Below are 21,153 nucleotides of genomic sequence, written 5' to 3'. Positions count from 1 at the left end.
TGATCAGTCGGACTCTGCGCCGGCGACGGCATCGGTGACGGTGTCCGTGACGGACATCTGGGCGGCGGCCTTCGCGCCCGTTCGCCTCTTGGGCGCGGCTGCCTTCTTCGCGCCTCCGCGAGTGGCCGCGGCCGGGCGCCAGGCCCGCAGAGCGTCGTCGGTCAGCCCGAGCTCGCCCTGCTTCTGCTGCCGGAATGCCAGGATCTCGCCGGCCGGCGACGCCCCGAACTCCGGGTCGTACTCGCCATGCCACTGCTCCAGCCATGGCTGCAGCTCAAGCAGCCCGGCCAGGTACGGCACGATCTCCTCGTCGCCGAGCCCCGCCTGCTGGATATACGAGGCAAGGGCGAGCGCCTGCTCCAGGTGGTCCCAGCCGGCCCATCCGTACAGCTCCGGTGACTGCGCGTTGACCGTGCCATACGACACGAACCGCTCCTTCGGCACGTCGAGCCTCCCGCGCGCACGCCAGTAGCTCGGCTTCAGGAAGTCCGCGGAGTTGTACTTCGCTGGCACGGGCGTCCGATCACGGACCTTCCGCTTGGCGGGCTCGTCGGGCGCAGCATCCTCCTCACGCTGCAACTCCCACACCTGCTCCCAGTCGGAGTGCTTCTTCAACCCGGTCGGCTTGTAGCGCAGCGCGGACACGAACGGCACGTGCTCCTCTGACAACAGCTCCCGCACGGTCTTGGCGAGATCCTGCCTGGGGGCGTACAGCTCGGCGACGGACGTGAAGTCCTCGTCGGCGGAGAGACCTTCGGCGAGGCGAGCGAGGGTGGTGACAGTCGGGTTGCCACTGGCATCGAACCAGTGCGCGCGGGTCTCGACCCGGTCGAGCAGCCAGAACTTCAACGCCCGCTGTCGCATCACCTCCCAGCCCTCAGTGGACCAGCGCCGCTTGTACTCCGGACGCTCGACCATGCCGATGGCACGGTTCGACCCGATGACCTCGATCCGCCTCTGCACGAGCGCCTGGTAGTCGGCTGGCCAGTGGGCGGGGATCTCCGTGATTGGCGTGGACCCATGCCGCTTGAACCACTCGTCGCTAGCCTCGCCAGCAGCGACCCGCCTCGCCAGCACGATCTCGAAGGCCCTCTCGCCGAGGGCGAGTTCGGGCACGGCGGAGGCGTCGGGCAGGCGCAGATCTTCGGAGTGCAGGTTATAGAGGGAATAGACCTGCCAGTCCAATTCCTCCTGGAGGGCAATCATGCGGGCGCGGATTGAGTCGAAGCGGGCCTTCGCTTCGCGGAGGGCGGTGGCGGTGGGGACGGCCTCACCGGCAAGGGCGGCGGGGACCGTAATGGAAAGCTGCTGGGCGAAAGCGTCAAGCTCGATTGCGAGGGCAGTGGGGTATTCAGAGGGTAGGGGGAATTCTTGGAGCTTGGTGCCGGTGAACTCGTAGAACCGCTCCCACGCCTGTGATTTATAGCCCTCGTTTACGCCCTGGCTACCCTTGTCGTGGCTCACCATCTTGAGCCAGAACCCAGCCGTGGAGCTACTGAGCAGCCCAAGCAGCCGAACGTGTTCTTCCTCTGTTGCCGTCTCCCGCAACTTGATCACGGGCGCAGTCTGTTTGAAAACCTTCCCGCCCCGATCCAGCGCAAAGTGATTGTGCGTGGCCACGAAGGGGAAAGCAATTCCAAGAGGGGCACTGAAACGCTTCGGGAAGAACATGCTGTGATCGAACCAGCGCAGGCCGCGCTGAACCGGCGTCTGCCCAAAATCAATGCGTCGATTCAAAACCGTTCGCCGAGGCCACAGGAATTTCTCTTCGCTCGATGTGAGTTCCCGTGCCTCCCCCTTCGGTCCGTAAGGGAAGAGGGTGACGATTGGAGCTTCAGTAAGATAGTCTCGCACGCCATCGCCAAGGACTACGGGTACGGTGCCTTTTGTGATCCCCAAGGTCTTCGCTGCCGAGCTTGGGAGATAGTAGGCATCATCCAATCCGGTGTGCGTGGTGCGTCCAATCGCATCGATCTCACGGCTCAACCTGGACATCGAATTTGCATCAAGCTGATGCACCATTTCGAGACCACCCGCAGCGAGAATCCAAGGCTGTCGAGCAAAATGATCGTTGCGATCCATGTCATCTGTCGATACCCACAGTCCAGAACTCCCAGGCTGGTCAATCTGGGCAACAATCGCCCGCCACACCAACCCGTCTTCTGGCTTCTCCGGTGCCGAAGGCTCCCCCTGTACGCTCCGTACCGTCCGGATCGTGGCCTGTCGCTTTGTTCCTTCCCTCGGCCGTCCCACGAGGATCACCGTCGGTGTCCCGTGTCCCGGCACGTAGGCGCCCGAGGTGTCGATGACCTCGGTGAGTTCGACCTTGTGGGCGAAGTACTCCTCGATGAGCTTGGTTCCGAATTCGCGCTTCATGAAGGAGTTCGCCGTGATCTGGCCGACCATGCCGTAGCCATTTCCGTCGTTCCCGCCCCGCTTGGCCAGTTCGAAGAACCTCTGGGCGAAGGGGACGGACAGCGCGTACGTCCCCGCGCAGGCGTCGTACAGCTCCCGGTACAGCTGGTTGAGGTTTTTGTCCTTGACCGTGATGTACGGCGGGTTGCCCACCACCACGTGGTACCGCCCCTGCTCCAGGATCCCGGGGTACTCGTGCACGTCCTCTGTTGCGTAGGAGAACTCGGCCAACGGGTCACCGGCCCCGCCGCCGTCCTCCTCCTCGAGCCCGAGCCCCAACTGCAGCTCCAACTGCCGGTCCTTGATGAGGGAGTCACCGACCGCGAGCTGGATCGGCCACTCGTACTGCCTGGCCTCTTCGAACGTCCGCATGCCGCTAGCAGCCATCGCCGCGACAAGGAGCCGGAAGCGGGCGACCGCGACCGCGAACGGGTTGAGGTCGACCCCGTGCACCGAGTCGAGGGCGGCCCGCACCCGCTCGTACGAGCCCACCGCGGGCCGCTGCTCGACCCACATCCGCACAAGACGTCGGAACGCTCCAAGTACGAAGTGTCCGGACCCGCAGGTCGGGTCGATCATCTTCAGTTCTTCGAAGCCGAACTCCCGCACTGCCGGGGTCATAGTCCGGTCGAGGATGAACTCCTCCACGAACTCCGGCGTCTGCAGCAGCGCGTACGTCTTGCGGGCCGCCTCGCTCAGGTCCTGGTACAGGTCGCCGAGGAACCGGGTGTCCCATCCCTCGGTGCCGTCCTCGCTCAGCGGGTCGCTGAAGTCGTGTACGAGAACAGGGCCGCCGGCACCGCCATCGCCGTCTCCGCTGAGCTCTCCCTCGCCAGCACGCTGCTCCCGCCAAAACGCGAGCAGCGCGCCGGCCCCGTCGTGCGAAAGCGGGATCTGGTAGAGCGGGTTGTGATCGCGGTCGAAGAGCAGTCGGCCGGCCTGCCCGGCGCCCAGCTCTGCGAACGCCGTCTCCAGCCAGCCTCGGTACGTCGGGTCGGCGTCCTTCTCCAGGTACTCCTCGTACCGCGCCCGCGCGGTCTCGCGCCCAGCTACATCCGGGGCGGTGATGTACGGCTCGGCGATCAGCCGGTTGTCCTCGCTGAAGCGGACGAAGACGGTGCCGAGCACCCAGGCCACCGCAACCTGGGTGATCCGCTCCCCGAGCCAGGCGTTCCACGTCGCCGCCGTACGACCCAGCTTCCGGGCCTGCTCGTACTCACCGCGCAGCCGCGTCCCTACCTCGGGGACAGCTTTGACCTGCTGTTCAAGGTCGGTCTCTGCCGCCTTGACCTGCTTCTGCAGGTCGGCGAGGAGGCTCTTGCGGTCGATCACGGAACGGCTCCTGTGGAGAAATCGGAGTGGGCGGAAGAAGGCCGGTTCAGGAGGGGAATAGGGTCAGGATTCCGGTGCGAGGTGTTTGCGCGCGACCCAGGCATCGGGCACGACGATCCACTCGTCGAACCCTGCCTGGTACGGCACGCTCTGCCCGGCCAGCCGCGGTGCTTTCGCCGGGTCGGACTGAGCGACGAGCAGCCACAGCGGACTGCCACCTTGCCGCGCTTCCTCCGCGAGCCTTACGAGCAGGTCCAACGCGTCGTACCGGGCGAGCACCGCAGTGTCGGTAAGGAGCAGCGGTCCCTGCCCCTGCCGCAGTCGCTCTCGCAGCTGCGGCTCGATGCGCCCCCACGCCTTGTCTGTACGGATGCGCAGCTGCTGGTGAGCCCGGCTTCCGGGTTCGGCAGCGTCGGCCTTGAGGACGGTCTCCCAGGTCGGTCTGGCCGCCTCGCCGATCACACTGCGCAGTTCGTTCACGAAGAGCCCGGTCAGTGACACCGGCTGCACACCGTACGGCTCGTCCGCCAGGTGCCGCACCGCGTCTTCAGCACCCCGGTGGGGCACCGTTAGGACCCGGAAGCCGTCCTGTCCCGCCGAGTGGCTGAGCCGCTGTTCGGCCTTGACCGCGGCGGCGACGGCCGCATCCGCGTCGTATTGGGTGGGGGCGGATCGACGGGCCGCCGAGGCTCCCCAGCTCGCCGAGGTCAGGCCGGCGGTGGCGTCCCCAGCCGGACGGTCCGGGATGAGGCGGAGCACCTTGTCGTAACGCGTCGCCAGCTTCAGCTCGAAGCCGGCCTGCTTCAGGTGGCGGACCAGTGCGCTGCCCGTGGGCAACTCGCGTGGCACCAGCGGGTCTGTGCCCAGGTCGGGGAAGCGGGTCGTGACTCGCTTGTGCAGGGCGTCAACCGTGAGGCCCGGCAGTCGCTCCTCCTCGACGCCCGACTGCACGGCGACCACACCAGCCTGGGTGATCCTCAGCGCGCGAACCAGGTCCAGGTCGCGCGGGTAGATCTCCAGTCGGGGGGTGAGAGCGGCTCGGTTGGAAGCTGCCACCGCGATCTCGGCGGTGCGCCGCTCGTCCCAGCCCAGGTTTCCCGGCGGCCGTCGCACCGCGTCCAGCTCGGTAAGGACGGTGCTGGCAGTCGGCAGGGATTCCAGGTCCGCGAGTCGGTCGGCTCGCGCGCCCAGGTTGAGCGCGTATTCCTGCAGAGCGGGCAGCGTCGGGGTATCCGGGCCGTCCACGCCCTCCCGGACATCGATGGCGAGCAGGCCGAGCACCGGATCGGCGCCCTTGGGCATCCGGGCATGGAAGTAGCGGAAGAGCGGCGGGGACTCGTTGTTGTAGCTCTCTCGCTCGACCACCGCGCGCAGGAGCGACAGTGCGAGCGCGCGCCGGCCGCGACGCTCCACGTGCTGGGTGCCGCGCCGGGCGATCAGCGCGTCGGCGAGCTCGATCACCGGGGCCACCCGGCCGCGCTCGGCAAGAAGCTCCACCACCACCTCGCGCAGCAGTCCAAGGGCGGCGTCCTCGTACCATCGCTCGCGCGCCTTCTTCACGATCTGCGGGATACGGCCCGCCGTCAGGCCCACCGCGTCGGCGACGTCCCGCTGCCGAACCCATGCCAGGCCCTCGGGCAGCTTGCCGGTCTCGTTGGGCAGCCGCAGTAGCAGCCGGACCGCTTCGCGCTCCTTGGCGTTGGAGCGGGCATTGCCGCTGGATGGCTTCGGGACCAGGCGAGCGGCCAGCGCGTCCAGGCTCAGTGCGCCCAGCAGCTGCGGGTCAGTGACATTTCCGCCGCCGGCAGCGACCGACTCGGCTACCGCCTGCTCCAGCTCCGTGATTTCCTGGCCGGCTGCCTTGCGGGCTTCCGCGCTGAGTGGCGCGGGGGCCGCTTTGCCGAGTCGGAGGTTCCACTCCTTCTGCCGGCGCTGGATCTCCTCCCGGGTGCGCGAGCCCATGCCCGGCGCAGTGAGGAACTTCCTCGCCGAGTAATCCAGTACGTCCCCAACGGTGTTCAGACCCATGGCGAACAGCTGGGACTGCGCGGAGAGCGTCAGACCTGCCACGGACAGAGGCGTCGTACGGTCAGCCCTGGCCGCCTGCTGGTCACGAACCTGCTCGACGGAAGCATCGTCGTCCTCGCGGCCGATCTGCGGCCCGGCGTCCTGCGTGGTCCCTACGCTTTCCGCCGTACCGTGCCCGGAGCTCGGAGCTGTTGTCCGCTGTGCATCCAGGAAGATTGCCTGCCAGGCACGCTCCATCGGCTTCAGGTCCGAGAACCGGTCCTTCACGTCCCGCGCCAGAGCCTTGCGGAAAAAGGCGACCAGGCCGTCGCGAACCGCCGGCTCGAAGGCGTCGGCGGCGAGCTGCGGGTACGGCCACTCCTGCGGATCGGTCTGCCGGGCTGTGACGGCACCGTCACCCCATCGGGGCAGCTCGTTCGACGCCATCTCGTGCAATGTCGCCGCGAGCGCGTACCGCTCGGCATGACCGTCGTACGAGCCGCGCGTGATGACTCCCACGAACGGGTCGAGATAGCCCTCGGTGCCCGCATCGATCTCCTTCGCCGGGTATCCGGCGAGCGAGAAGTCGATCAGCACCAACTGTCGGGTGCCGTTGGGACGGATCCGGATGGCGATGTTGTCCGGCTTCAGGTCCCGATGCCAGATTCCCTCCGCCTCCAAGTGCTCCACCGCGCCGAACAGGTACTTCCCGTACGCCTCCAGCTGGTCCATGCCCAGGCGGCCGTTGTCCCGCAGCTGACGGGCGACGGTGTCCTCACGCCGCCTCGGTCCCTTCCCGTCACCACGGTCCTGGTCCTTCAACTCTCGGCTGTCGCCGACGTATTCGAGAGCGAGCACCCGGCGTCCCGCGAGAGTGATCGGCTCCCGCTCGTACAGCGCGATGATGCTGGAATCCCGGTGGATGCGGCCCAAGATCTGGGCCTCCCGGTCAAGGACGGCGTGCTTGGCCTCGCTCAGCGCGACCTTCAACACAGCCACCGGCAGGGTGCCGCTGCGCCGCGGCTCGCCCGCGAGATCCCTCACGAGGAACGCCCGAGAGGTCGAGCCCGTGCCGAGCCGGCGAACAACCTCCCAGCGCCCGGCCAGTACATCCCCGGCCACGGCCTCCAGCGGGTCCTTCTCCGGCTCGCCCCGATCCTCGTCCGTTTCCGATCCCGACCCGCCGTCCCCGCCCGTGCCTGCGGCTGTGGCCGGGCCGACGGAGTCCTTTTCGGTGAATGCCTGCTCGACGTACTCCAGCATCTCCAGGAAGTCGTCGACCGTGGACAGGCGACGGCCCGGTTCGTACGCGGTGGATGCCTCCACCAGGTCGTCGATGTCCGGGTTGAGTCCGTCGACCAAGGCACTCGGGCGCAGGCTTTCGCCAGCTTCCAGGCGGGCCATGACCTCGCTCTGGCTTGCGCCTGGCGCCTGCCCGGTGACCAGCAGATACGTGAGGACACCGAGCCCGTACACATCGAGGCGCACTGGATCGGCCTTCGGAATTCTCAGCTCCGGCGCCAGATACGGATCGGCCTGCTCCGAGACGTGGAACCCGGACACATTTGTAGGAGCCAGGGTCAGTGGCCGGCCACGGCTGGCACTCTGGCCTGTAGCGATCTGCCAGTCCGCGATCTGCGGCCAAGGGCTCAGCCAGCGCTGCTCCTCGCCGAGCTCCCGCCCGCGCGGGCCGCGATCACGCGGAATGATGTGCACTGCGTGCGCCGACAGTGTGCGGTGATGGACACGGCGGGAGTGCGCGGAGCGCACCGTCTCCGCGAGCTGCCGTACGAGCGCGAGGCGACCCCGCAGGTCCAGCTGCTTCCCGTGCTGCACCAGAAAGTCGTCCAGCCGCAGAGTCTCCGGGTGGTAGTCGAACAGAATCGTCGGCCCGGCCGGATGCCCCGACGGCAGATAACTCTTCAGCTGTACCGCACCAGGGTGCCGGAACCGGCTGAGCACCAATGCCTCGCGAGCAGCGGCCTGCTCCACCGAACGCCGCTCGGCGTCCGAAGCACCGCGCTCACTGAGGAAGACCCGCACTCGCGCCAGATCGTGCAGCTGGGAGTGACGGCCCAGGTAGTCGGCCCAGGTGGGTCCGGAGTCGAACGCCTTCGCGTCCAGGAGATAGGAGCCCACCTCATGCTGGCGGCGGATCGGTGCGATGCCGAGCTTCTTCAGGGCCACGTCGACGCGGCGGGACGTCTCGGCCGTTATCCGGCGCCGGGCGTCACCCGGCGGCTCAGCCAGCATTTCCACGAGCTGCTTGACCGTGAAAACGCCGTTCAGATCGGCGGCGGGCAGGTTCACACGGAGCTTGTCATCGGTGAAGCAGACCGCCTCGCCCACCCAGATCTTCGGCCGGTCCCCGGGCCGACCGGAGACGTCGTTAATCAGGCCGGCCAGTTCCTTGGCCTTCCGATTCGCCAGGTGCAGAGGGTTGCCGTGTCGCCGCTGAGTCCCGCCGGGCGTGGTCTGCACCCAGTCGTTACCGCCGCCGCGTACCGAACCGTGCCAGTCCTTCAGCTCGAGGAGGAACACCCCGGCCGGTGCTGTCACCAGAAGATCGATCTCGCGGACATGGCCACTGTTCGCGGTGAACGTGAAGTTCGACCAGGCGCGCCACGGCTCCTCGTCCGGCATACGCCTGCGGATCGCTTCCAGGCCGCGGCGCTCGTGCTCGTGCTCGGACTCGGTGACCGTCGTCCACCGATCTTCCAGCATGCGACTCCCCGCCTGTGTCCATTTGCGCACATTTGCACGTACCGCGACCCTGCCGCCGTTCGCAGGAACGTCGGGCTGCCCCCGCTGGATGAATCTTAGAGGGCAGGACTGACAGCAAGAGGGAGAGCTGGCTTCCTGGCGGTCTTTGCCCTTCGAGCCTGATCACCGGGTTCCCGCAGGTCAGGTAGAGATTCAGCCACGGCATGTCAGTGATGGCCCCGCGCTGCCGGTTACGCGAAGGCGTAGGAAGCCATCGATGGTGGGGCTCGTGCGGGCCAAGCGCCGAGCAGAGAGCTCTAATGGGTGGTCTCACCAAGGAATGGGCGACGCAGGTCGCGGAGGCCGAGCTCAGCAGCACGCTTCCAGTGCATACAAAGGGAGTGGCCAAGCTCGCAGTCGAAGTAAGTCAGGTTTTCGGCCAGGACGCCGGCCTCCTCATCGCTGCCGCCACACTGCACGACGTCGGGTACGCGCCGCGCCTGGCCACAACCGGGTTCTGTCCACTGGACGGGGCCCGGTTCTTTCGGGACGAGCACGGGGCCGACGAGCGGCTGGTGCGGCTGGTCGCGAATGACTCGTTCGCGCTCCTGGAGGCCGAAGAGCGGGGACTGCGGGAGGAGCTCGCGGGCGAGTTCCCCTTGCTGGAGGAGCCACTGCTGGTGGACGCGCTCGTTTACTGCGATATGACGACCACGCCCGATGGGGGCCGGACCACCGCCGCGGAGCGGGTCGCGGAGATCCTTGGCCGCTACGGGGACGACAGCGTGGTCGGGCGGTTCATCCGTCGGGCGGCGCCGGAGATCTTCGCCGCCGTGGGGCGGGTGGAGGCGGTGCTGGCGGCTCAGCCGAGGTAGGGGTAGGTGCCGGCGAGGTAGTCGCCGATCTGCTGGCGCATGCTCGCGTGGATGTCGTACTGGTCGAGGTCGGCCGGCTGGACGAAGCGCACGCTGTCGGCCTCGTCGTTGATCGTGGGCTCGCCGCCGACGGGTCGGCCGATGTAGGTGTTCTCGTACTGCTGGGGGATCTCGCCGTCGGTGTACGCCACGATGTGGTTCGGGTTGGTGTAGACGCCGAGGAAGCCGGTGATCTCGGCGACGATCCCCGTCTCCTCCAGGCACTCGCGCACCGCGCACTCGGCGGCGGTCTCGCCGATGTCCTGTGCGCCGCCGGGCAGCGCCCACTGGCCCGTGTCACGGCGGCGCTGGAGCAGGATGGCACCGCTGTCGTCGACGACCAGCAGGTTGCTGGCGGGGATGAGGGTGTTGGCCTTGGGGGCGTCGGGATCGTTGTAGTACTCAGTCCACGGCCGTGCGCGGCCCAGACGGCGTCGAAGCTCTGAGCGTAGTTGTCGAACCAGCCGCCTTCGGTGCCCTGCCGGAGGTGAAGCAGCGGATTGGCGCTGGCCGGGCACCCCCACACGTGAGGATTGACCAGCAGGTTCTCGTCGTAGAGGAAGAGCGAGGTGCACAGGGTGGTGTCGTGCAGCCGTACCTCGCACCCCGGCTTGCCCAGACGGGAACGGTAGTAGGTCAGGGAGGCGATCTTCGCCGCGAGCGTGTCGCCGATTCCTCTCGGTGCGAAAGCGCGCTTCAAGGTCGGCGTTGCGATCTTTGTGGCCACGCACTTCAGCGGGCCAGCTGAGAAGTTCGCCACGACGAACGACATCCTCGCCGTCCATCGCGATCACCTCGGGCCTGTGGAACAGCGGGGCCTCGCTGCTGTCGCTCGGCACGGTAAACGGCCTGGGACAAGGGGACCGGCGGCATCGGGAGAGATGGAAGGAGACATGAGTAGAGGGCGAAGGCGGCCAGAAAACGACGGTGCGGGGGCGGGCGGGGTGGTCCAGAGGGGGTGTCCTGCGTCGGTACCCTGGAGCGCATGTCTACTGCTCCGGTTCGCGTTCGTTTCGCCCCGTCCCCGACCGGCATGTTCCATGTCGGTGGTGCACGGTCCGCTCTCTACAACTGGGCCGTGGCGCGACAGTCCGGCGGCACGTTCGTCCTGCGGATCGAGGACACCGACGCGGCCCGGAACAAGCCGGAGTGGATCGACGGAATCATCAACGCGCTCGCGGCGATCGGCATCCACGGCGAGGACACGGCCTTCGAAGGACCGTACTTCCAGTCGCACAACGCCGACCGGCACCGGGAAGCGGCCCAGCAGCTCTTCGCGGCCGGCCGGGCGTACTACTGCGACTGCACCCGGGAGCAGCTGAAGGAACGCACCGGGTCGGACCACCTCGGGTACGACGGGTTCTGCCGGGAGCGGGGGCTGGCCTTCGAGGAGGGCCGGGCGCTGCGGTTCCGGACGCCGGACGAGGGCGAGACCGTCGTGGTCGACTTGATCCGCGGGGAGCCGGCGTTCCCGAACAGCGCGATCGAGGACTTCGTGATCGCCCGCGGTGACGGGTCCCCGGTCTTCCTGATCGCCAACGTCGTCGACGACCTAGACGAGGGCATCACGCAGGTCATCCGCGGTGAGGAGCACCTGTCGAACACGCCGAAGCAGCAGCTGCTGTGGGAGGCGCTCGGCGCCAAGCCGCCGGTGTGGGCGCACCTGCCGGTGATCGTGAACGAGAAGCGGCAGAAGCTGTCCAAGCGCCGTGACAAGGTCGCGCTGGAGGACTACCTCGCCGAGGGCTTCCTGCCCGAGGCGATGGTGAACTACCTCATGCTCCTGGGCTGGGGCCCTGGTGACGACCGGGAGATCATGCCGTACGAGGAGCTGGAGCAGCTCTTCCGGATCGAGGACGTCAACACGGCGCCGGCCTTCTTCGACGTGAAGAAGCTGACGGCGTTCAACGGCGACTACATCCGCGCGCTCTCGCCGGAACAGTTCGTCAACGCCTGCGCGCCGTGGCTCGTCGCTCCGCACGCGCCGTGGGCCCCGGAGGCGTTCGACAAGGACGTGTTCGAGGTGGCGGCGGCGCTGGCTCAGACCCGGATCGCGCTGCTGTCGGAGATCATCGGCTACGTGGACTTCCTGTTCCTCGACGAGCCGGTCGAGGACGAGGCGTCGTGGAACAAGGCGATGAAGGCTGGCGCCGGAGACATCCTGTCCGGTACTCGCGCAGAGTTCGCCACCGTCGCGAACTGGAAGGCGGACGACCTGAAGGCCGTCCTCCTCGCCGTCGGCGAGAAGCACGGCCTCAAGCTGGGCAAGGCCCAGGCGCCTATCCGGGTCGCGGTCACCGGCCGCACGATCGGACTCCCGCTGTTCGAGTCCATGGAGCTGCTCGGCCGGGACCGCGTGCTGGCCCGTCTGGACGCGGCGGCGAAGAAGCTGGCCGCCGCGCAGGCGTAGCCGCCGTTCAGGCGACCTTCGCGAGAAGGTCGCCCCAGGCGTTGCCGAAGTAGTTCAGATCGAACCGGGCCAGGGCCTCGTACGTTGCCTTGGTCTCCGTCTGACGCGCGGCCGCGCGTTCCCGGACCTGCGCAGGCAGTCGGCCGAGGTCCGGGGCCGGCTGGCCGGTCAGCGTGGCGAGGTCGCCCAGGCCGGCCACCGGGCGGATCAGGCAGGGCAGGCCGAGCAGTAGGGCCTCGGCCGCGCAGCGGCTCCAGCCCTCCCGCATCTGGGGGAGGAAGACGCCGACGTCGCACGCGCACAGCAGCCGGAGGTACCGCTCGCGGTCGACGTCGTAGTGGGCGCCGTCGAAGCCGATGGTGTTGCTGCCGCTGGTGATCACCCGCAGCCCGGGCGCGCCGGCCAGGGTCGCCGAGACCTCTTCGGTGCCCTTCCAGTGCACGGCCTTGCCCGCGTACACGCCGATCACGTCCGGCGACAGACCGAACTCTGCGCGGCACTCGGTCCGGTCGAAGCCGCGGGCCCGCTCGACCTCCGTCATGTCGAAGGCGTTGTAGATCACCCGGACGTTGCGGACGCCTCGGGCCTGGAGGAAGTCGGCCCAGTAGGGGGCGACGCAGACCACGGCGGCGCACTGGGGCAGTACGCGGAACAGGTGCTCCCAGAGCATGGGCTCGACCGGGGCGGAGTCGTGCTGCAGCGGCTCGTAGTGGTGCAGGAGAAATACCGTGCGGGCCCGCATCTCTGGCGTGAAGAGCAACAGGCTCAGGTCGTCCCACATGAAGGTGCCGGTGGTGCTGTCGAGCGCCCGGATGGCCGGGGCCAGGCGGGCGAGGTGGCGGAGCTTGCGCCAGCGGCGGACACGGTAGGTGCGCTTGTGGTCCGGGACCGTGCGCCACTCCACGTCGTCGGCCGTCGCCTCGTGGAGCATCCGCAGGTAGACCCGGCCGCCGGTCCGGCCGACCGGCTCCATTGAGTAGACGACCCGCTTCACGGACGTACCTCCTGGTGGTGTCGGACGTACTCGGCGTGGAGCAGCGTGTACATGGCCTCCAGGTGGGGGCTGAGGCCGCGGGCGGCGCCGGCGAGCGGCAGGTAGAAGTCCTGCAGGCTTCGGAGGAACCGTCGGCGCCTGTCGAGGTTGGGCGAGGCGGCGAGATCGCGCAGGTTGTGGAGACGGTCGGCGAGCCGAACGAGGAGGTCCTCGGGTGGGAGCGCGGCCTGCTTGAAGCGCCAGCGGGTTTCGTCGCCAGCGGCCTTGGGGCGCTGTTCGAGGCGGTGGTCGGCCGTCATTGCCCGCAGGCGGTCGGCGAACGGGGCGCCGAGGTGCTGGACGAGCAGCGCCTCCGATTCAGGGGCCACCTCCAGGGCGTCGTGGAGGAGAGCAAGGAGAAGGATCTCGACCTGGCTGACCCTGATCTCCGTGGCGAGCAGCGTGATGATGGCGAGCGGGTGTTCCAGGTAGGGCGTGCCCTGGTCGCGGGTGTGGCCGTCGTAGACGGTGAGGGCGAGGGCGCCGGCCACGCGGGCACGGGACTGCTCGTCCGTGCTCCACGCGGCGGCGCCGAGCACGGTCAGGACGTGGTCCAGGTCGATGTGGTTCATCCGCTTCACCTCGTACGGGGGGCCGTAGCACGGGGGTCGGGCACGTGGTCGGCGAGGAGCAGGGTGTCGCCGACCGCCAGGGCGTCGAGGCCAAGGTCTGCCGCCACTACAACGGCCTGCTCGGCGGTCCGCAGGATCGGGGTGCCCTTGCGGTTGAAGGAGGTGTTCAGCAGCAGCGGCAGTCCGGTGCGCTCGTGAAACTGCTCCAGGAGTGCGCGCAGGCCCTGGTGATCGGGGGCGACGGACTGCACGCGGGCGGTGCCGTCGTGGTGGGTGATCGCGGCGATGCGGTCCGCTCGGCATCGGCGGACACGGGCGACGCGGTTCATGAAGGGGTCGCCCGCGGACATGAACCACTCCGTGGCGTGCTCGGCGAGGACCGCTGGCGCGAAGGGGCGGTATGCGGCTCGCTTCTTGATCGCGTTGAGCCGGTCACGCGTGGCAGTGTGGCCGGGGTGGGCGAGGATCGAGCGATGGCCAAGGGCCCGCGGGCCGAACTCGAGCTGTCCCTGCACCCAGCCGACGATGTGGTGGTCCGCGAGCAGTGCGGCCACCGTCGGCGCCAGACCCGGGCCGAGATCGGGCAACGAACGGTATCCGGGCGGCACCGCAGCCGCCGGTAGGACGTCCGGGTGCGGGCCCCAGGCCGCGTCGGTCGGCACCGGGAGGCGCTCCTGGCCGAGCTGGTAGTGCCAGCCGTAGAGCGCGGCGCCCACGGCGGTGCCCGCGTCGTGCGGGGCTGGTGCGACGAAGAGGGTGTCGAAGCCACTGTCGGCGGCCAGCTGGCCGTTGAGGTGGGAGTTCAGGGCGCACCCGCCCGAGAACACCAACGTCGAGGCCCTGGTGAGTCGTTGCAGGTGGCGGGCGATGTGGACGACGGACTCGGCGAAGACCTCCTGGACGGCGGCGGCCAGGTCGGCCCGCTTGTGTTCCGGCTGCTCCGCGACGTTATCGGCGGTCCAGGCCCGGCCGCCGAGCAGCAGCGGTGTGCTGCTGTCCGCCGAGCCCCAGGGGTGATCGATGTGGACCTCGCCGTCGTCGCCGAGCCGGACCAGCTCGCGGATCTGTGCTCCGTAGCGCTGGGGATCGCCGAAGACCGCGAGCGCCATCATGCTGCCCTCGGGCTCGTCGCCGGGCGGGATCACCCGCCGCGCGAGGTTCCGGTAGAAGTGCCCGAGGGAGGAGTGGACGCGCCGGGGGCCGGCCGGGCTGGGCACGATGGTCGGCATGGCCTGGTGGAGGCGGTCGATGCAATCGGGTCGCAGGTCGTACCCGGTGATGCGCTCGCGGCGCGGGCCGAAGTCGGAGCCGAGGGAGGAGCCGCCGGCGTCGATGACGAGGCCGGCCGCGTGGTCGTGGCCCGAGAGCAGGTAGCCGGAGAGCACGTGGGCCGTGTGGTGGGAGAGCAGGCGGAGGTGTTCGCCGAGCGGGGCGGGCAGGAGGGTGGCGAGTTCGTCGCGCTCCTCGGCCAGCCACCAGCCGGCGGCGGGGTTGGGGCGCATGGAGGCGGCCCAGACGGCGTCGATGTCCTGCGGTTCGAGGCCGGCGGCCTCCAGGCACCACTGGAGCGCGCGGGTCGGGGCGGTGAGCGTGCCCTTGCGGGTGGGGTGGTTGTGCTTGACGCCGCTCCAGCGTTCCTCCTCGGCCGCGTAGAGGCGGCCGTCGACGAGTAAGGCGGCGCTGGTGTCGTGGTGGAAGTTCAGTCCGAGGACTGCGGGCATGGTCGTGTACCTCCGGTCTGGGTCAGACGGTGAGGGCCGAGGTGGGGAGGATGGCGGCGCCGGAGTCGGTGTACTCGTGGCAGCGCAGGCAGAACCGGAAGTGGTGGCCTCGAGGCGCGAACACCTTGGCCGCGAAGTCCTCGTCCCAGATGCTGAATTCGCTGTCGTCTTTCGCCATGGCGTTGAAGCAGCGGTAGCAGGACCCGTCCATCTCGATCATCAGGTGCTGGTCGAGGTAGCGGTCGCAGATGCCGCGCAGCTCGTTGGCCGGCTGGCCGACGTCGACGTGGTGCACGTGGTTGGTGACGTGGATGGCGCCGTACGTGTCGCAGAGCCTTGCAAGCTGGGCGAGGCGGGTGGAACTGATGCCTTCCAAGACGCTGTTGATGACCACGGTCTTGCCGGCCTCGCGGAGGTGGGGCACGACGGCGTGGACCTCGTCGTAGTTCTCGTGCTCGTCGTCGCAGCCGATGAGGACCTGGTCGTACGAGCGGAGGGTGGCCTCCATGATCCGCCTGTTGCGGGCCAGGGTGATGGCGTTCGTGCCCAGGACCATGACCTTGTCCGGCAGGCGGGTGCGGGCCGCGTCGCTGAGGGCGGGGAAGTCGCGGTGCACGGTGGGCTCGCCGCCGTTGATGTGCAGCTGCTGGAAGGGGATGGTCTCCAGTCTGGCCAGGATGGTGGAGAACAGTTCCAGGGACATGTTCTCGCCCTGGGCGCCGTCGGCGAAGATGCAGAAGTCGCAGGACCGGTTGCACTTCGTCGTGATCTTGATCTTGGCCGTCTTCAGGATGCGGGGCAGGGGCGCACGCGCGGGCATGGCGGGACTCCTTGGGTCAGGGATGGACGTCACCGGGGGTGAGGCTGAGGAAGTCCTGCACGGTGGACTTCTGCCGGTGCCAGAGCGCGAGGGTCGCGCGCAGGGTGCCGGCGGTGGTCGGCCCGGTGGGGATCAACGCCGCCATCCGGGCGGCCAGCCGCTGGGTGGGAGTGGCCTCGTCGGCCGCGAGCGCGTTCAGGGTGTGCGCGGCGGCTCGGAGTTCCTTCGCCTCGCGCCGGATCAGGTAGTCGGTCGCCACGCCGGGCGGCGGTTCGAGGTAGTACAGCCAGCGGGCGACACGGACGCGGAGCATCCCGGCGGTCATCACCCAGTCGGTACGGGTGTGCTCCTCGCCCTGGCCGGCGGGCCCCGCAGCGGGAACGCGGCGCATCGCAGCCTCGAGGGCGACGTGGGCCGTGCGGAGCAGGTGACGCGGACTCCGCGGACGGGCGTCGGGTCGATCTTCGGCGTGCCCGAGGAACAGCTCGGCGTACCCGTCCAGCCCGTCCGGCCGCCACTGTGTGAGGGCGGCCGTCTTGCCTGGGCAGCGCGTCCGTGTCGCGAGCGCGGTTGCGGCGAACCAGCAGGGGGCCAGGTAGTGCCAGGCCGCGCAGTGTCGTCGGTAGGCGACGATGTCCTCCACCACGTTGTCGATGCTGTCCGCCGCCAGCTGGTACCGGCCGCCCAGTCGCCCGTGGAGGATGCCCCGGTAGAACCGCTCGTCGACGTCGCACCACGGCGCCATCTGAGCCCGGGACTTCCAACGCTGGAAGTCCCGGGCGCTCCCGCTGATCAGCGACCAGGTCGCGAGTTCGGGTGCGGAGACGTGCCGCCCGTCTGCCTCGGCCACGGTGAACGCGAAGCCGGGCGGATGCTCCAAGAGACGCCGGTGGGAGAACTCCCGGCCGACCGCGGCGGTGTGCGCGGCGGCCAGACGGTGGTTCCACTCCTCCCAGTCCGCCGGGGCCTGGGAGAGGAGCACCCGGACGTCGATGTCGGAGTGCGGGGCTAGCAGGTCGGCTGGCTGCCACTTGTGGGTGAGCATCACCGCGCCGACGCTGTGGGCGTCCAGCTCGCGTTCGTACAGCGCTCCGAGCCCGAGGTAGAGGGACGGTGCTTCGATCACCGCCATCACCGTTCCCGCGAGGAGGCGCGGGCGCAGGCGGGCCGGGCAGCGTCCGTGGTGAGCAGCGGCAGCACGGGCAGGACGGGAGTGCCTTCGGGGCGCTCCATCCGGTCCCAGCGCAGGTCGTAGTCGACGTAGTGGAAGCCCTGCCAGGCGTCGTTGGTGTTGCGGTCGAGCATGGCCTGGAAGAGGTGGGCGAAGGCGTCGTCGAGGGTGCCCTCGGCGAGGTGGGGCTTCAGAGGGATGTCCCGGTTGTGGAGGATGCAGGGGCGGGCCACACCGGTGGGCGTGATCTTGATGCGGTTGGCGTCGGAGCAGGTGGCGCAGCTGGAGTTGGAGATGAAGCCGATCGAGCCCGCCCAGCCGTCGGGGCGGAGGTACTGCCCGGGGCTGCGGACCCCAAGCTCGTCCCTGCGGACCTCGCCGGCGTTCGCGAACCACTCGTGGAGGCGGTCGCGGACCTCGGCCTCGTTGATGAACTCGGTGTCGAACAGTGCCTGGGCGGGGCCGATGTTCTGGAGTTCGATCAGCCGGACGGCGATGGGCAGGTCGCGGGCGAGTTCGGCGACGGCGAAGGCGTCGTCCAGGTAGGTGCGCTGGAGAACGCAGTTGATCTTCACTCGCAGGCCGAGGGAGAGGGCGGTGTCGAGGGTGCGCCGGGTGACGCGCGGGTCGCCGCCGCCCATGATCTCGGCGGATCGGTCGGGGTCGAGACTGTGGAGGCTGAGGTTGAGGTACGTCAGGCCGGCACCGTGGAGCTGCTCGACGCTCAGGCCGCGGCGCAGGTTGCCGTGGCTGGTCATGCCGATCGCGGCGCCAAGTCCGAGGCCGTCGGCAAGGCCCGAGATCACGTCGAGGATGTCCGCCCGGAGGGTCGGCTCCCCGCCGGAGCAGTGCGCCTTCTTGATCTTCCAGACGCCGGCCTCGGCGGCAATGGCCGCGTAGTCGGAGGCGGTCAGGGGGCGGTCCTTGTGCCCGTAGTCCGGCATGCAGCGGGGCTTGCAGAACACGCAGTCCAGGTTGCAGAGCGAGTTCAGGGTGAAGGCGAGGTAGGGGTGGTTGCGGCCGGTCGCCGTGAAGGCGGCGGCCAAGTCGCGGTGGTGTGTGGTGGGCATCGGTCAGCCTCCTACGAGGGGCGAGCGGGCGGCGGGGACCTCGGCGAGGCCGTTGAGCGGCTGGTCGGTGAGGTATCGGCGCAGGTTGTCGGCGAAGAACGCGACCGCCTCGTTCATGTACGTGCGGCTGAGCGTGGAGCTCTTCGGCGTGAGGACGACCCGGGGGTGGAGTCGCAGCGGATGTCGGGCGGGCAGCGGTTTCGGGTCGAAGACGTCCAAGGCGGCGCCGCGAAGGTGGCCGGCGTTGAGGGCGGCCAGGAGGGCCGCCTGGTCGACGGTCGCCGCGCGGCCGAGGTTGAGGAAGACGGACTTCGGCTTGAACGCCGTGAAGAGGTCGTGGTCGAAGAAGCGGTCCGTGGCCCGGGTGGCGGGCAGCAGACCGACCACCACGTCGGCGACGGCGACCGCCTGGTGCACCGCCGACGTGTGCATCCACGTGATCTCGCCCTCGGGGGCCACCGGCGGTGTCCGCCGTACGCCGATGACGTTCATCCCGAAGGAGCGGGCCGCACGCGCGAGGTGTCCGCCGATGCTGCCGCAGCCGACGATGGTCATCGTCGCCCCTGCCAGGTCGAAGAACTCCTCGGCCAGGTCGTCCTTCCACCAGGTCCGGTTCCGCTGGGCGAGCTGACACATGAACAAGCCGCGTGAGAAGCCCAGGACTATCCCCATGGCGTGCTCGGCCATGGGCCTGCCGTGGAACCCGTACGAGCGGGTCAGAGCCACCCCGACGGAGTACGCCTCGGCGACGGGCAGATGGTCGGTGCCTGCGGCCGGGGAGGCGATCCACCTCAGATGAGGCGCACCGAACAGCCACGACGGCTTGAACGTCCAACCGAAGTAGACGTGCGCCTCAGCCAGCTGGTGCGGCACGGCTCCCTCGGGCGCCGTACGGAACTCGACACCGGGGAAGGCGGCGGACAGGGCCTGCTCGTGCTCGGCGGACAGCCGCCAGAAGGAGTGCGGGGACTCCAGACTGATCAACACGACCGGCCGGTTCATCGCGCTCGGCCCTCCGCGCTGGACGTCGGCACAAGAGCCCATGGGGCGAGGCGTTCGACGACGGAGCCGATGCTGGCCTCGTAGTCGTGGCGCGAGCGCACGAGGGCCGCCCCGGCGCTCCGGAGCCGGTCGCGTTCGTGGGGCAGGACGGTCAGGGCGCGGTGGAGCGCAGCGGCCAGAGACCTGGCGTCACGTGGCATGGCGGTGAAGCCGGTCTCGCCCTCGACCACGGTCTGGGCCAGCCCGCCGGCCGTGGTCGCCACCACGGGACCCGCTCCGGCTGCGAACGCCTCCAGGGGGATGCGCCCGAAGGGCTCCTCTCGCGAGGGGACGACGACCGCACGCAGGGCCGGGTTGTGCAGCCAGGCGCGGATCGCGGGGGTGAAGCGCGTGATCAGGGTCGCGTCCAGGCCGTACGCGCGGATGCGCGCCGCCAGGTCCTCCTGGTACGAGGTCGGGCGCTCGTGTTCGTCCGAGGTCACGGCCGCCAGGACCAGATGCGGGGCGCGGACCCCGCGCTCCTTGAGAAGGTGCAACGCATCCAGGAGGTCGTCGAAGCCCTTCGTCGGCACGGCACGGCCCATGGCGAGAAGGAACCCGGCGCGGGCCTTGAACGGCAGGGGCGGCGCGCTCGTAGGCGGGGCCATCTCCTCCTGGATCAGCCCGTTCGGGACGCTCACGATGCTTCCCCGGGGTACGGCGTAGCTGACGACGAGGTGGCCGCGCATGTGGGACGAGATGGCGCCGATCCGCCCGCCTCGGACGGTCGCCGCCCGCAGGGCGTCCCGCTCCCAGCGGACGCGGGACGTGTCCCTGGGCCTTGTCAGCGCGGTCGTGGAGCGGGGTACGAGCAGTAGATCCGTCGTCGGCGATGTGTAGGGGGCCAGCCCGAGGAATGGGATGTCGAGGCCGATGAGGAGGCACCGGCTCGCGCGGTCGGCGATGCGTACGGCCGCTTCGCCTGCCAGGTCGCACAGCTGAACGGAGCCGTGGATCGAGTCCGGCGCCGCCCGGACCTCCGGGATCGTGATGACGTCGGCCTCGGCCTGCCGCAGCATCTGCTGGACCTCGCCGGACCACCGCCGGTCGTGCGCTCCTGCCGTGTCCGACACGTACGGGGTGATCACGGAGAGGCGGCCAGGCGGCAGCAGGCGGGCGAGGGCCGTGAGGAAGGCGCGGTTGCTGAAGCCGGTGCCCGACGCCGCGCCGTAGAAGCCCTCGTGGAGGGCGACGACGACACGGGGCCGGCGGACCGCCTCCGGTACGGCGGCCGTGGGCGGGGGTGGTGGAGTGGCATGGTCGATGCGCACCGTGTGGTGCCTCCTTCGAAGCGGGGGAGCGCGGGCGTGGGCATCAGGTGCTGGCGGTCGACGGGCTGGCCTCGCGGGTGAGTCGGCACCAGGCGCGGGTGCCGTGGGTGCCGGTCGTCAGCGACCAGGCGTCGGCCAGGGCCTCGACGATGACCAGCCCTCGTCCCGATTCGGCCTCCTCCTCGGGAGCTGGAGGAGAGGACGGTGCGGGGTGAGAGCAGCCGCCGTCGGTGACGGTGATCTCGACCTCCAGGCCGCCGGTGGGTGGTGTCGTGCGGTCGACGCACAGGACAAGGGGCGGGCTGCCCGAGGCGAAGGCGTTCGTCGCGAGCTCGGACGTGATCAGTCGGGCGTCATCGAGGAGGTCCGCCTCGGTGCCGTGGAGGGCGACCGCCACGGCCTTCCGGGCGATCTCGGCCGCCTTCGGCCCGTACGGCAGATCCGTGATCAGCGTGGTCGCGTCGGCGCTGCCGATGTCGTCCTGTCCGGCGACGGAGGCCGGTTGTCCGACGTCGCGCTCCAGGACACTGCCCGGACGGCTTCGGGAGGTGCTCGTGCGGTGTCTCAAGGCCCACCCCTTTCTCCGTCGGCACCGAAGGCGGCGCCGTCCGCCGGGATCCAAGAACACCGGAGGAGGCCGGTCACTCAGGACCCGATCAACGGGTCAACTCGG

The 21,153-nt window shown here is 69.3% G+C and carries 14 protein-coding genes; 2 read left to right on the top strand and 12 right to left on the bottom strand.

Annotated elements, in window-relative coordinates:
- Positions 1–3 precede the first annotated feature (3 nt).
- Both pglX and pglW read right to left on the bottom strand, forming a co-directional pair.
- A complete protein-coding gene (pglX, locus tag AC067A_RS03265) occupies positions 4–3,747 on the bottom strand; it encodes a BREX-2 system adenine-specific DNA-methyltransferase PglX (protein WP_478613794.1) in 3,744 nt (1,247 codons plus the stop codon).
- A gap of 63 nt (positions 3,748–3,810) precedes the next feature.
- Positions 3,811–8,478 carry a BREX system serine/threonine kinase PglW gene (gene pglW / locus AC067A_RS03260; RefSeq protein WP_478613791.1) on the bottom strand — a complete coding sequence of 1,556 codons (4,668 nt, stop codon included), beginning with the start codon at positions 8,476–8,478 and terminating at the stop codon, positions 3,811–3,813.
- 299 nt (positions 8,479–8,777) lie between these two features.
- On the opposite strand from pglW, the gene AC067A_RS03255 reads away from it, so the two are divergent.
- Complete coding sequence (locus AC067A_RS03255; RefSeq protein ID WP_391074189.1) at positions 8,778–9,332, top strand: HD domain-containing protein; 555 nt, start codon at positions 8,778–8,780, stop codon at positions 9,330–9,332.
- On the opposite strand, the gene AC067A_RS03250 is transcribed toward AC067A_RS03255, so the two are convergent.
- Positions 9,320–9,799 carry an NUDIX hydrolase gene (locus AC067A_RS03250; RefSeq protein ID WP_478614591.1) on the bottom strand — a complete coding sequence of 160 codons (480 nt, stop codon included), beginning with the start codon at positions 9,797–9,799 and terminating at the stop codon, positions 9,320–9,322. The two genes, AC067A_RS03255 and AC067A_RS03250, sit on opposite strands and share 13 nt — an antisense overlap.
- A gap of 605 nt (positions 9,800–10,404) precedes the next feature.
- Here AC067A_RS03250 and gltX point away from each other — a divergent pair.
- Positions 10,405–11,781: a glutamate--tRNA ligase gene (gltX, locus tag AC067A_RS03245; RefSeq protein ID WP_478614588.1), complete on the top strand. Its 1,377-nt coding sequence runs from the start codon at positions 10,405–10,407 to the stop codon at positions 11,779–11,781.
- Positions 11,782–11,788: 7 nt separating this feature from the next.
- Here the strand turns inward: gltX and AC067A_RS03240 are convergent, their stop codons facing one another.
- The 9 genes from AC067A_RS03240 to AC067A_RS03200 are packed head-to-tail and all read right to left on the bottom strand — an operon-like array spanning position 11,789 to position 21,048.
- Entirely contained in the window at positions 11,789–12,775 is a 987-nt protein-coding gene (locus tag AC067A_RS03240) for a glycosyltransferase (RefSeq protein WP_391074187.1), read from the bottom strand.
- On the bottom strand, positions 12,772–13,386 hold the full coding sequence (locus AC067A_RS03235; RefSeq protein WP_478613787.1) for an HD domain-containing protein: 615 nt from the start codon (positions 13,384–13,386) through the stop codon (positions 12,772–12,774). The genes AC067A_RS03240 and AC067A_RS03235 overlap by 4 nt, the downstream gene beginning before the upstream one ends.
- Positions 13,387–13,391: 5 nt before the next feature.
- Positions 13,392–15,107 (bottom strand): carbamoyltransferase C-terminal domain-containing protein, encoded by a 1,716-nt coding sequence (locus tag AC067A_RS03230; RefSeq protein WP_478613785.1) that lies wholly within the window; start codon positions 15,105–15,107, stop codon positions 13,392–13,394.
- 22 nt (positions 15,108–15,129) lie between these two features.
- Positions 15,130–15,927 carry a radical SAM protein gene (locus tag AC067A_RS03225; RefSeq protein WP_478613784.1) on the bottom strand — a complete coding sequence of 266 codons (798 nt, stop codon included), beginning with the start codon at positions 15,925–15,927 and terminating at the stop codon, positions 15,130–15,132.
- Between the two features lie 16 nt (positions 15,928–15,943).
- Positions 15,944–17,059 carry a hypothetical protein gene (locus AC067A_RS03220; RefSeq protein ID WP_478613781.1) on the bottom strand — a complete coding sequence of 372 codons (1,116 nt, stop codon included), beginning with the start codon at positions 17,057–17,059 and terminating at the stop codon, positions 15,944–15,946.
- Positions 17,059–18,168 (bottom strand): radical SAM protein, encoded by a 1,110-nt coding sequence (locus AC067A_RS03215; protein WP_478613778.1) that lies wholly within the window; start codon positions 18,166–18,168, stop codon positions 17,059–17,061. Before AC067A_RS03215 ends, AC067A_RS03220 begins: the two co-directional genes overlap by 1 nt.
- 3 nt (positions 18,169–18,171) lie before the next feature.
- On the bottom strand, positions 18,172–19,170 hold the full coding sequence (locus tag AC067A_RS03210) for a D-2-hydroxyacid dehydrogenase (RefSeq protein ID WP_478613775.1): 999 nt from the start codon (positions 19,168–19,170) through the stop codon (positions 18,172–18,174).
- A complete protein-coding gene (locus AC067A_RS03205; RefSeq protein ID WP_478613773.1) occupies positions 19,167–20,480 on the bottom strand; it encodes a glycosyltransferase family 4 protein in 1,314 nt (437 codons plus the stop codon). Before AC067A_RS03205 ends, AC067A_RS03210 begins: the two co-directional genes overlap by 4 nt.
- Before the next feature lie 43 nt (positions 20,481–20,523).
- Positions 20,524–21,048 (bottom strand): ATP-binding protein, encoded by a 525-nt coding sequence (locus AC067A_RS03200; RefSeq protein ID WP_391074167.1) that lies wholly within the window; start codon positions 21,046–21,048, stop codon positions 20,524–20,526.
- Between the last annotated feature and the right edge of the window lie 105 nt (positions 21,049–21,153).

Source organism: Streptomyces sp. NPDC043176, from assembly GCF_056436715.1.
The sequence above is the reverse complement of the archived record's forward strand: the minus strand, read 5'-3'. Positions and strand labels throughout refer to the sequence as shown.